General features: G+C 74.7%; 13 protein-coding genes. 6 read left to right on the top strand and 7 right to left on the bottom strand.

The genetic code is table 11. The features are described from left to right. Positions 1–115 precede the first annotated feature (115 nt). Together ACZ60W_RS36540 and ACZ60W_RS36535 are read right to left on the bottom strand one after the other, a co-directional pair. Positions 116–451: a YnfA family protein gene (locus tag ACZ60W_RS36540; RefSeq protein WP_469759716.1), complete on the bottom strand. Its 336-nt coding sequence runs from the start codon at positions 449–451 to the stop codon at positions 116–118. Between the two features lie 290 nt (positions 452–741). Beyond that, entirely contained in the window at positions 742–1,734 is a 993-nt protein-coding gene (locus ACZ60W_RS36535; protein WP_469759715.1) for a GlxA family transcriptional regulator, read from the bottom strand. A 52-nt stretch (positions 1,735–1,786) separates the two neighbouring features. On the opposite strand from ACZ60W_RS36535, the gene ACZ60W_RS36530 reads away from it, so the two are divergent. Further along, a complete protein-coding gene (locus ACZ60W_RS36530; protein WP_469759714.1) occupies positions 1,787–2,182 on the top strand; it encodes a cupin domain-containing protein in 396 nt (131 codons plus the stop codon). Positions 2,183–2,299: 117 nt separating this feature from the next. On the opposite strand, the gene ACZ60W_RS36525 is transcribed toward ACZ60W_RS36530, so the two are convergent. From ACZ60W_RS36525 to ACZ60W_RS36510, 4 genes are all read right to left on the bottom strand, one after another. Then, the gene (locus ACZ60W_RS36525) at positions 2,300–2,563 is read right to left on the bottom strand and encodes a metal-sensitive transcriptional regulator (protein ID WP_469759713.1); all 264 of its coding nucleotides are present in this window, start codon (positions 2,561–2,563) and stop codon (positions 2,300–2,302) included. Positions 2,564–2,626: 63 nt separating this feature from the next. Then, positions 2,627–3,541 carry a sulfite exporter TauE/SafE family protein gene (locus ACZ60W_RS36520; RefSeq protein ID WP_469759712.1) on the bottom strand — a complete coding sequence of 305 codons (915 nt, stop codon included), beginning with the start codon at positions 3,539–3,541 and terminating at the stop codon, positions 2,627–2,629. Beyond that, positions 3,538–4,122, bottom strand: coding sequence for a rhodanese-like domain-containing protein (locus tag ACZ60W_RS36515; protein ID WP_469759711.1), 585 nt, complete (start codon positions 4,120–4,122; stop codon positions 3,538–3,540). Before ACZ60W_RS36515 ends, ACZ60W_RS36520 begins: the two co-directional genes overlap by 4 nt. A 192-nt stretch (positions 4,123–4,314) precedes the next feature. Further along, positions 4,315–5,730 carry an MBL fold metallo-hydrolase gene (locus ACZ60W_RS36510; RefSeq protein ID WP_469759710.1) on the bottom strand — a complete coding sequence of 472 codons (1,416 nt, stop codon included), beginning with the start codon at positions 5,728–5,730 and terminating at the stop codon, positions 4,315–4,317. A gap of 538 nt (positions 5,731–6,268) precedes the next feature. Here ACZ60W_RS36510 and ACZ60W_RS36505 point away from each other — a divergent pair. The 4 genes from ACZ60W_RS36505 (at position 6,269) to ACZ60W_RS36490 (ending at position 10,532) form a co-directional block, all read left to right on the top strand. Next, on the top strand, positions 6,269–6,940 hold the full coding sequence (locus tag ACZ60W_RS36505; RefSeq protein WP_469759709.1) for a HEAT repeat domain-containing protein: 672 nt from the start codon (positions 6,269–6,271) through the stop codon (positions 6,938–6,940). Positions 6,941–6,943: 3 nt separating this feature from the next. Then, on the top strand, positions 6,944–7,948 hold the full coding sequence (locus ACZ60W_RS36500) for a HEAT repeat domain-containing protein (RefSeq protein WP_469759708.1): 1,005 nt from the start codon (positions 6,944–6,946) through the stop codon (positions 7,946–7,948). A gap of 165 nt (positions 7,949–8,113) precedes the next feature. Then, positions 8,114–8,707, top strand: a complete 594-nt coding sequence (locus tag ACZ60W_RS36495) for a VOC family protein (RefSeq protein WP_469759707.1) — start codon at positions 8,114–8,116, stop codon at positions 8,705–8,707. A gap of 124 nt (positions 8,708–8,831) precedes the next feature. Continuing rightward, positions 8,832–10,532, top strand: coding sequence for a CAP domain-containing protein (locus ACZ60W_RS36490; RefSeq protein WP_469759706.1), 1,701 nt, complete (start codon positions 8,832–8,834; stop codon positions 10,530–10,532). A gap of 57 nt (positions 10,533–10,589) precedes the next feature. On the opposite strand, the gene ACZ60W_RS36485 is transcribed toward ACZ60W_RS36490, so the two are convergent. Next, positions 10,590–11,003: a VOC family protein gene (locus ACZ60W_RS36485; protein ID WP_469759705.1), complete on the bottom strand. Its 414-nt coding sequence runs from the start codon at positions 11,001–11,003 to the stop codon at positions 10,590–10,592. A 140-nt stretch (positions 11,004–11,143) separates the two neighbouring features. Here ACZ60W_RS36485 and ACZ60W_RS36480 point away from each other — a divergent pair, with 140 nt between their 5' ends. Next, the gene (locus ACZ60W_RS36480; protein ID WP_469759704.1) at positions 11,144–11,395 is read left to right on the top strand and encodes a hypothetical protein; all 252 of its coding nucleotides are present in this window, start codon (positions 11,144–11,146) and stop codon (positions 11,393–11,395) included. The last annotated feature ends 133 nt before the right edge of the window (positions 11,396–11,528 follow it).

Raw genomic sequence — 11,528 nt, 5'->3', positions numbered from 1 at the left:
ACGAGCACTTCCACCCGGCACACCGAGAGCACGCACCAGACGCCGCAGGGCCGCCCTTCGGGCAACGAGGGGATGGTGACGACAGGCCCTAGGCCCGGAGGCGGACGTCGCGCCGTCAGTTGTCGCGGGGGGCGTACATGATGACCGCCATGCCGGCGAGGCAGACGAGGGCGCCGACGACGTCGTAGCGGTCCGGGCGGTAGCCGTCGGCGACCATGGCCCAGGCGATCGAGCCGGCGACGAACACGCCGCCGTACGCGGCGAGGATGCGGCCGAAGTCGTCGTCGCTCTGGAAGGTGGCGACCACCCCGTACAGCCCCAGGGCGATGACGCCGGCGCCGATCCAGACCCACCCCTTGTGTTCCCGCAGGCCCTGCCAGACGAGCCAGGCGCCCCCGATCTCGAACAGGGCGGCGACGACGAAGAGGGCGATGGAGCGGGCGACGAGCACGGTGAGGGGCTTCCTGGGTGGACGCGGGAGGGGGGCAGGGGCGTGACGGGGTCAGTACGTGGGGCGGGGAGAGGGGACGGAGGGTCGGGCCACGCGCGTGCGCGGGTGGGGAGCCCGCCCCGGGTACGAGGACGGGTGCCGACGGGGAGGCCGGTGCGGGCGCGGTCGGGAGACGGTCATGCCCCGACCGTAGACGCTCCGCCCCGCCCGGAGTCCCGCGGGGGAGCCGGGCGTGCCGTCGGGCGGTGGGTGCGGCGGGGCCCGCCCCGTGACGGCCGGCGGCGCCGCGGTCACCTCGTCGCCGGGCCGAAGCGGCGCCGGTACGCGGAGGGCGTGATGCCGGTCTCTCGGCGCATCAGGGTGCGCAGGTTGGCGGCCGTCCCGAGGCCGCTGCGTCGCGCGACCATCTCCAGGCGCGCCTCGCCGCGTTCGATCAACCGGCAGGCGAGGGCGAGGCGTTCTCCCGTGAGCCAGGACAGGGGTGTGGTGCCGAGCTGGGACCGGAAGCGCCGGTGCAGGGTCGCAGGGCTGACGGCCGCGCGCGCCGCGAGGTCGGCGACGGTGAGGGGGGAGTCCAGGTGTTCCTGGGCCCAGGCGAGGACGGGAGCGAGGGACTCGTCGGGCAGGTCGGGGAGGGGCCGCTCGACGAACTGCCGTTGCCCGCCGTCCCGGTGGGCCGCGAAGACGAGGCGGCGGCTGACGGAGTTGGCGACCTCGGCGCCGTGGTCGCGGCGGACCAGGTGGAGGCCGAGGTCGAGGGCGGCGGAGCTGCCCGCCGCGGTGAGGATGTCGCCGTCGTCGACGAACAGGACGTCCGGCTCCAGGCGGACGGAGGGGAAGCGGGTGCGGAAGGAGGCCGCCCACTGCCAGTGGGCGGTGGCGCGCCGGCCGTCGAGGACGCCGGCCTCCGCCAGCGTGAAGGCGCCGCTGCAGAAGCCGACCAGTCGTGCGCCGCGCGCGTGGGCCCGGCGGACGGCGTCGAGCACGGCGGGGCGACGGGGCACGTCGACGTCGGGGCGGTTGGGGACGATCAGGGTGTCGGCGGTGTCGGCCGCCTCCAGGCCGGCGACTCCCGTGAGGGTGAAGAAGCCGTCCCGCATGAGGGTGCGGGGCTCGGGGGAGCAGAGCGCGAAGTCGTAGAGGTCGCGGCCGATCTCGGGTCGCCGCAGCCCGAAGACCTCGGTCGCGCAGCCGAGCTCGAAGGGGTTCGAGTTCTCGTCGACGATCACGACGACCCGGTGGACGCCCGCCCGGTGCGGGACGTGCGAGGAATCTTGCGTCATGTGCGATTCCTAGCACTCTCCCCGGCGGTGCGGACCGGCGGAGGATGGGTCCATGAGCAGCGAACCGATTCCCCTGCGGGAGGCCCTGGCCTCCTTCGACGCCCTGTGGAGCCCCCGCGTCGTGACCCGGGTCAACGACTACGACGCCCGCATCGCCAAGGTCGAGGGTGAGCACGTCTGGCACGCGCACGACGACACCGACGAGTTCTTCCTGGTCCTCGACGGTGAGTTGTCCCTCTCCCTGCGTGAGCCGCAGGGGGAGCGCACGGTCTCGCTTCCGAGGGGGTCGGTCTTCACCGTCCCCCGGGGCACGGAGCACAAGCCGTACGCCCCGTCCGGCGCCGCGATCCTGATGTTCGAGCCGTCGGGGACGTCGACCGTGGGCGAGCGGCACGACGAGGTTCCGGAACATGTGGACGTGACCACCGGTCACGCGCTGGAGTTCTGAGACCTCGGGGCTCCGGGCCCTCCCCGCCCCACGGGCTCGGTCGTGTCACGGGGGAGACCTTCTCCGCACGTGCCGACCGCACGCGGGCGTCGCGGGGAAGGACGGGGGAGGGCGTCGTCAGGCGAGTGTGAGGAAGAGCTTCTCCAGCTCCTCCTCCGACATGGGCGGGGCGTCCGAGTCGTCGGCGAGGCACTGCCGCATGCCGCTGGCGACGATCTTGAAGCCGGCCCGGTCGAGCGCGCGGGAGACGGCGGCGAGCTGGGTGACGACGTCCTTGCAGTCGCGACCGGCCTCGATCATCGTGATCACCGCTGCCAACTGGCCCTGGGCCCGCCGCAGGCGGTTCAGGACAGGCCGTACCGCTTCTTCGTCCACCTGCACGACATCCTCCTTCATCCCCCGACAAGAATACCCCAAGGGGTATGGATGGGGGCGTGTGCCGCATCACGGCGCTCGGCCTGACCCGTGGCCCTCTCCCGATGCGGAGGCGATCGCCTCCGCCGGCCTGGTGTGGGTCGCGTGCCGGCCGCGGCACAGCCGGACGGCGAGGGCCGCGGCCGGGGTCAGACCGAGCGCCGCCCAGGTGAGCGGCTGGGTCCACAGGGCGGTGCCGAGCTGCTGGGTGAGGACGAAGGCGCCCATGACGACGACGAACCAGCCGAAGGTCCTGCGGAGCACGTCCTGGGGGACGCGGCCCGCGAGCCGGCCGCCGACGAGGCTGCCGGCCACCGCGGTGGCGGTGACGGTGAGCGCGAGGGGCCAGTCGATCTGCACGCCGGCGAGGTGCCCGGCGAGGCCGGCGAAGGAGTTCATCGCGATGACGAGGAGGGACGTGCCGACGGCGATGCCCATCGGCAGGCCGCCGAGGACGGCGAGGGCGGGGACGACCAGGAAGCCGCCGCCGGAACCCACCAGGCCCGTCACCGCGCCGACGGCGAGCCCCTCGAAGGCGATGAGCCGGAGGCGGGGGTCGCCCTGGGCGGGCCGGGGCGCGCTCCGTTTGCCGCGGGACGTGCGGAGCATCGCGAAGGCGGTGGCCAGCATCATGAGGGCGAACGAGACGAGCAGGACGGTGTCGGGGACGTGCTCGGCCAGCCGGCCGCCGCCGTACGCACCGGCCATGCTGAACGCGCCGAAGAGGAGGCCGGTCCGCCAGCGCACCCGCCGTGCGCGGGCGTGCGGGGCCAGCGCGGCCAGACTGGTGACCCCGACCACGAACAGCGAGGTCGCGATCGCCTCCTTGGTGTCCTGGCCGGCGAGGTAGACCAGGATCGGTACGGTCAGGATCGATCCGCCGCCGCCGAGGGCGCCGAGGGTGACGCCGACGAGCAGGGAGGCGGCGACGACGAGGGCGGTCACGACCCGCTCCGCAGCTCCGCGATCACGGAGCGGATGTCGGGGCGCGGCCCGCGGTTGTAGGGGAGCTTCGACAGCAGGACGCCCATGGCGCACGAGTTGCTGAGGGCCGCGTAGGTCAGGCCGGCCCCGATCGCGGTGCCGATCAGGTGGGCGCCCGGCACGAACACTCCGGCGACCCCCGTGGCCAGGACGATCGAGCCCGCGACGAGCCGCACCTGCCGCTCCATGTCCCACCGTTCGGGGCCCCGTGTGACGGGCGCGCCGGCCGCCTCCCAGGCGACGACGCCGCCGTCCAGGACGCGGAGGTTCGGCAGGCCCCCCTCGGCCAGCGCCTTCTCGGCCTGCGAGGCCCGCGCGCCGGAGCGGCAGACGAGCACCACGTCCGCGTCGAGGTGGGGGAGGAGTGCGGCGCGGTGTGCGCGCAGGGTGGCGAGCGGCACGTTGGACGAGCCGGGGATGTGCGCCGTACGGAACTCGGCGGGGGTGCGCACGTCGAGCAGGCGTGGTGCCCGCCCCTCCTGGACGAGCCGGTGCAGCACGGCCGGGGTGAGCGCGGGGGAGGGGGCGGGGGTGGTGCTCATGGGGTTCCGGTTCCTTCCGAGAACAGGGAGTAAATACCCGGGGGGGTATTGAGGAGGGTGTGAAGGGCCCTGCTGAGTCGGTCACGCGGGGGACGGGGTGGAGCGGTCCGGCGGCGGTCGGTGCCGGGCGGATGCCCGGTCGTCGGGTTCGGCCGGGCGCGTGGGGGGCCGACGGGCCCGGGACGCGCCTTGTCAGGACCGGGCGGGCTCGGTGCCGTCGGTCTTCTCCGCGGTGTCGGCCGTCAGGGCCCAAGCGGCGTATCCGCCGAGGATGTCGGAGACGTCGGTGAAGCCCCGGTGCCGCAGGAGACTGGCGGCGATGGAGGAGCGGTGGCCGCCGGCGCAGTGCAGGACGAGGGGCCGGTCGGCGGGCAGTTCGGCGCTGCGCGCGGGCAGCTCGCTCAGCGGAATGTGCAGGGCGGAGGCGATGAAGCCGTTCGCCGCACGTTCGCCGCAGGTGCGGACGTCGACGACGACGGGGGCGTTCTCGCGCGCGAGGGCCGAGCGCAGCTGCGCGGCCGTCACGCGGCTCGCCGGGGCGACCTCGTCGGCGAGCGCCGTGAGGGCGTCCTCGGGGTTGCGCAGGTAGCCGGCGACCCGGTCGAAGCCGATGCGGGCGAGGCGGGTGACGACCTCCTCCTCGCGGTTCTGCGGCGCCATGACGACCAGCTCGTCGGCCGGGTCGAGCACGGTGCCGGCCTGCTCGGCGAACCGGCCGTCGGCCGGCACGTTCACCGCGCCCGTCAGGTGGCCGCCCGCGAACTCCTGGGGATCGCGCGCGTCCACCACGACGGCCCCGGAGGCCCGCAGCGCGCCGAACGCGGCGAGCGACAGGGGGCGCGGCGCCGCCGAGGAGTCGTAGCGGAGTCGGTCCTTGCGGTTGAGGTCGGCGTCGTAGGCGAAGTAGCCCGGCGCGGCCGGCTGGCCGGCGGTGACGAGGGCCACGAACTCCTCCCGGCTCATCGGCGCACAGGCGTAGTTGGTGGCGCGCTGCTCGCCGATCGTCGACTGCTTCTCGGTCGAGAGGTTCTTGCCGCACGCCGATCCGGCGCCGTGCGCGGGGAAGACGCGGACCTCGTCGGGCAGGCCCATCAGCTTGTCGTGGACGCTGTCGTGGAGCATCGCGCCGAGCTCTTCGGCGGTGACGCCGACGGAGGCGAGCAGGTCGGGGCGGCCGACGTCGCCGATGAACAGGGCGTCGCCGGTGAGGACGCCGTACGGGACGTCGTCGTCCGCGTGCTCGTACACGAGGACGCTGATGGACTCCGGAGTGTGCCCGGGGGTCTCCATGATCTCCAGGGTCACGTCGCCGAGGGAGATCCGCTCGCCCTCGGAGAACGTGCGGATGGCGTACTCGGTCTCGGCGCGCCGCCCGTAACCGATCCAGGCGCCCGTCTCGTCCGCCATCTCCAGGTGCCCGGCCACGAAGTCCGCGTGGAAGTGCGTGTTGATCACCCCGACCACGGTGAACCCGTGCGCGGCGGCGTCCGCCAGGTACTCCGAGACGTCCCGGCGCGGGTCGACGACCACCGCCTGCCCGGTGGTCTCGTCGGCGATCATGTACGACGCCTGGGAGAGGCAGTCGAGGTAGTACTGGCTGAAGAACACGGCAATCCCTTCGTGAAGGACGCGCACCTCGCGTCGGGTGCGGGCGCGCCGGGCCGACGGGCGGCGGCACGCCCGCTGCGACGGGGCGGGTGCGGTTCGGGTACGGCGAGGTCCGGGGCCCGGGGGCCGTCGGGTTCGCCTCCCGTGGCGGGGCATCCGTCCCTGCCGGATACCCCCCTAGGTATGTACGTACTCGACCGTAAAGGGGTGTCCTGGCGAAGTCAAATACCCCCCTGGGTATCGAGCTCGTGCCGGTCTCGATCGGTGTGAAGCTCCTGAAAATTACCCCTAGGGGTATAGTGATCAGCGGATGGGCGCCCCAGGGCACCGGTGCGTTCGGCGTCCGGTCGGGCGAGCGGACGACGGCCGGCGGACGCCGAACGGCGCCTTCCGGCGCCGGAGAGGGCCTTCGCGCCCGCGACGGAGGCCCTCGCCCGACCGGCCACCGGTCCATCGCCCCACGGGGACGCCCAGGGGTCCCGCGCTTGACCTTGACACGGTGACAAGGCTTTCACTGCTCGTCGAGGAGGTGGTCACGATGACGACCACAGGACAGCACGTGGATCTGACGGCGGCGCTCCGGGCGCTGGAGGACGACCGCTCGTCCGTACGGCTGCGGGCCGCGCTGGCGGTCGGCACGACGCCCGACCCGCGCTCCGTCGCCACGCTGGTGGAACGCTCGGCGGTCGAGCCCGAGTTCTTCGTGCGCGACATGCTGACGTGGGCACTCACCCGGCACCCGGTGGCCCTGACGCTTCCCGGGCTGCTGCGCGAGCTCGGCTCGGAGCGGACCCAGGCACGGAGCCAGGCGCTGCACACGCTGTCCAAGATCGGCGACCGGAGGGCCTGGCCGGCGATCACGCGGACGCTGCTGTGCGACCCCGACGACGAGGTGGCCCGCAGCGCCTGGCGGGCCGCGGCGCTGCTCGTACCGGAAGGCGAGGAGGGCGTCCTGGCCTCCGTGCTCGCGACGCAGCTCGGGCGGGGCGGCCGGGAGACGCGGCTGAGCCTCAGCAGGGCACTCGTCGGACTGGGCGAGGCCGTCGAACCCGCCCTGGCCGAGGCGGAGAAGGCCGTCGACCCGGAGGTCCGGACCCACGCGCTCGCGACCCGAAGGCTGCTGCGCGACCCGGACACGGGCTTCGAGTCCGCGATCGAGGAGGCGAAGCGCGTCGTGGCCCTCGGCGGTTCCGGCGGCGAGGGACACTAGGGCGTGCTGATCGGTGAGGTGGCGCGACGGTCCGGGGTGAGCGCCCGGATGCTCCGGCATTACGAGTCGCTCGGCCTGGTCCTGCCCTCGGGCCGGAGCGGCTCCAACTACCGGGAGTACGCCGACGAGGACATCCGGCGCATCTTCCACATCGAGAGCCTGCGGTCCCTGGGCCTGTCGCTGAAGGAGATCGGGCGCGCCCTCGACGAGCCCGGCTTCACCCCGGCGGCGCTCGTCGGCGACCTCATCCGCCAGACGCGCGCACGCATCGAGGCCGAGACCGAGCTGCTGACCCGGCTGCGCCGCATCGACGCCGCCGGACCCGCCGGCTGGGAGGAGGCCCTCCGGGTCGTCGCGCTCCTCCAGGCCCTGGGCTCGCCCAGCGCCGACGCGCGCCAGCGCGCGGCCCTCTCCTCGGCCGACGAGGTCCCCGTGCCCGTCGAGGTTCTGGTCGAGGCCGCCCTGAGCGAGGCGGACCCGCACGTCGCAGGGGCTCTGCGCTGGGCCCTGGCCCGCTCCGGCGACGGGGGTCCGGACCTCCTCGCGGCGGGCCTCGACTCGCCGGAGCCCGCGGTGAGGGAACGGGCCGTCCGCACCCTCGCCGCCCTGCCCGGCGGCGAGGCCGTCGCCCACCTGCGGCGCGCCCTCGCCCACCCGGACGCCACGGTGCGCGGACACGCCGCCCTCGCCCTCGGCTCCCAGGGCGTGGCCGCGGCGCTCCCGACACTCCTCGACATGATCACGGACGGCAGGAACGACACCGACGCCGCCGACGCCCTCGGCGTCCTGGCGGACGGCGACGCCACCGCCGACCGCATCGCGGCGGCGCTCGTCGACCGCATCGCCGACGACGCCACCGGCGCCCCCGCTCGCGGACGCCTGACCCAGGCGCTCGCCGCCATCCCGGGCCCCGCGGCGACCCGAGCCCTCGCGGAGCTCGCGCACGACGAGGACCGCGCCGTCGCCCTGACGGCCACCTACCTCCTGCGGCTCCGGCACGCGGACTGACGAGACCCGGTCCCGGGCCCCGGGCGCCCCCGTGCGCCGCAGGACCGTGCCGCGGGTCGACCCGTCCGCCGCCGGGTGCCGCGTGCGCGGAAATCACGGAGTACCGGCGCGCCGCCGCCCGTACGGCGACAATCGGCGGGTCACGGATCGACTGGGGGGAACGGCATGCTGACGGGGATCGTGATCGACGCGCTGGACGTGGCGCGCATGGAGCAGTTCTGGGACGACGCGACGCAGGGGCGGACGGACGGGCTGCGGCTGCGGTTCGTCCCGACCTCGCGGCCCAAGGGGGCGCAGAAGAACCGCCTCCACCTCGATCTGGCCGGGGGGCCGGAGTGGGAGGCCGAGGTCGCGCGGCTGCTCGACCTGGGCGCGACCCGGGCCGACATCGGTCAGGGGGACGTCCCCTGGGACGTCCTCGCCGACCCGGAGGGCAACGAGTTCTGCGTCCTGCGCCCCGGCCACCACGGCGTCCTCGCCGACTCCGGCCTCGTCGCGATCTGCCTCGACCTCGCGGAGGAGGACCGGCCCGCGCAGGAGACCCACTGGCACGCCGAGGCCGGCTGGCCCTCCCTCGACTCCCACGACTGGGGATTCCGGCTGCGCAGGACGCCCGTCAGCACGGTCTCGCTCGTCATGGGACCGCCCGCCGCGCCCAAGACCGCACGGAACAGGCTCCGTCCGGAGCTCACCCGCACGGACCGCGCACCCGGCGAGTACCTGGACGCCGGGGGGAACGAGTACCACGTGACGCGCTGACACACGACGGCCTCATGTGACCCACGTCATACCGCAGCTTTCCCTCTTTCCGTTATCCAGGTCCGGGGCGGAGGCTCTCCCCTGCGCAAGGAACTCCACAAGAGGCAAGTGAAGGACGGACAGCGTGCAGCGGACCACGGGTTTTGAGCAGCTGACGGATGCGGAGCTGATACGGGCGGCGCAGTACGGCGACACCTGGGCGCGGGAGCAGCTCGTCGGCGCCTACCAGCCTCTCGCCCACGCGCTCGCCGCACGCGCCCTCGACGGCCGCCCCGGCGCGGACGTCGCCGTGTACGCGATCGTGCGCGACACGCTGAGCCGTGCGGAGTTCGCGCTGGGCACCCTTCCGTCGCCCGACGCGTTCCGCCCCTGGTTCGTCGGGATCGGCGTCGCGGCCACCCTCGCCCACGCGGCGGGCCTCCCCGCGCACCCCGTCCCGGTCTCGGGCCTCTTCGACCCCCGGCTCTGGCTCGACGCGGAGGACGCCGTCATGGCGGCGCTCTGGTCGCTGGAGCAGGAGGGGCTCCTGAGCCGCTACGAGACCGCGGCGGCCCTGAACTGGTCCCTGCAGGACGCGGCGATGCGGCTGGAGACGGTACGCGTCCGTCTGGAGGCGGCCCACACGGTGACCACCGCGCTCGCCCAGTCCCCCCGCTGCCCCGTCCTCGACGAGCAGACCGCCGCCTGGGACGGCCTGCCCGGTGCCGGGTGGCGCGACCAGCTGGCCCGGCACACCGCCCACTGCGAGCACTGCGCCACCGGGTTCACCGCCGTGACGCCCGATGCCACGCGCCCGGCGTACGCGGCCGCCGCGGGCACCTTCGGACCGGACGCCTCGGCGGCCGGGGGCCCGAGCCGCTTCGCCGCGGCCGGCACGGCCGTGCCCGACGCCATGGCCCCGACCGAGACGTTCGCCGCGGTCCTCCCCGACGCGGCCGGCCACGCCGTGCCCGGGGGGCGTGACGCCACCCTCGCAGAGGCCGGGCGACGCAGCACGCGGGCCGCCCGGCGGCGCCGACGCCAGACCGACGAGCGCAACCGCCGCCGCGCGGTGGTCGCGGCCGGCCTGGCCGTCGTCGCGGTCACCGGCGGCGCCTTCACGCTCAACGCCGGACGCGGCGGCGACGAGGAGCTCCTGGAGGCCAACCGGGCCGCGGCCCCCGGCCTCGACCTCCCCTTGGCGAACGAGCCCGGCACCCTCACCGCCTCCCCGTCCACCACCTCCGTCTCCCCCTCGGCGTCCGCCTCCGCGACGCGGACGCCGGGCGCCCCGAAGCCGGCCACCGCGACCCCGAGCAAGGCCCCCCGGCCCACCACGGCCACTCCCGCGCCCAAGCGCCCCACCAAGGCCGCCCCCGCCCCCACGACCCCCGCGCCGTCCAGGACCGCCCCCACCGGCGGCACCGACGACGGCCCCGGCGGCGGCACCCAGCACGACTCCGGCCAGTCCTCGGCGGCCGACCAGGTCATCGCCCTCGTCAACGCCGAACGTGCGAAGGCCGGCTGCGGTGCCCTCACGGCCAACGCCACCCTCACCAAGGCGGCGCAGGGACACTCCGACGACATGGCCGCCCGTGACTTCTTCGACCACACCAACCCCGACGGGGCGAGCCCCGGCGACCGCGTCACCGCGGCGGGCTACCCCTGGTCCACCTACGGCGAGAACATCGCCATGGGCCAGAGCAGCCCCGAACAGGTCATGGAGTCCTGGATGAACAGCCCGGGCCACCGCGCCAACATCCTCAACTGCGACTTCAAGGAGATCGGCGTCGGCATCCACACCTCCGGCGGCCCGTACTGGACCCAGGTCTTCGGCGCCCGCTGACACCGGGATGGGGCGGTCGAGGCCCGGCTCCGGCCGGACCTCGACCGCCCCGTGCGCCTACGCGGTGCCGGCGGCCGCCTGCCCGCGCGGCACCCGCCACTCCTGAAGCTCGATCAGATTCCCCTCCGGGTCCGCCAGACGGGCGACACGCATCCGGTCGCCCATCGCCGCCGGCTCGCTGACGAACTCGGCTCCCCGCGAGCCGAGTTCGGCGTGCGTGGCATCGAGGTCGTCCACCCGCAGCACGATCAGCGAGCGGTATCCCTCCGGCGCGACGCCCAGCCGCTCCACCACACCGGCCATCTGCGCACGGTCCTGCAGCGCGATGGCGGCCTCCCCGGTGTCGGGGCTCAACTTGGCGTACGGGCCGGTCTCGGCCTCGAACTGCGGCTTGAGGCCGAGGACGTCCCGGTAGAAGCGGTAGACGGCGGGGAAGTCGGACACCAACAGCCGTATCTGCGTGAGTTCCATGCGGATCTTTCTAGCTCACCTCGGACCCCGGTTCCGGCCGGATCGCGATCTGCCGGAAGACTGCTGCCCCACAGTGCCGTTCGTCCCCGTCCCGCGCTTCTACGCTCCTGGTTCCGTTCACCGTGAGACAGGAGCACGCAATGGGCCATTCGACCCGCAAGACGGCGGCCGCCGGCGCCGCCGCCCTTCTGGCGGCGAGTCTCGTCACCGCCGTCGCCGCCACGACCAGCGAGGCCGCCGCACCCGCGAAGGCCGAGCGCATCACCTCCGTGTCCCAGCTCAAGGAGAGCGTGAAGGCCGCCGCGGAACTGGAGCGCCAGAACGCCGAGGCCGGCGTCGGCGGCGGCACCGGCGGCCAGATCACCCGCGTCGCCTCCACCGTCGCCTGCTGACCCACCCCCCACCGGCACCGGGGGGGGGGGGGGGGGGGGGGGGGGGGGGGGGGGGGGGGGCGGGTGGGGGGGGGGGGGGGGGGGGGGGGGGGGGGGGGGGGGGGGGGGGGGGGGGGGGGGGGCGTTGGGGGGG

The sequence above is a fragment of the Streptomyces sp. NPDC104202 genome, from assembly GCF_055584185.1.
The sequence above is the reverse complement of the archived record's forward strand: the minus strand, read 5'-3'. Positions and strand labels throughout refer to the sequence as shown.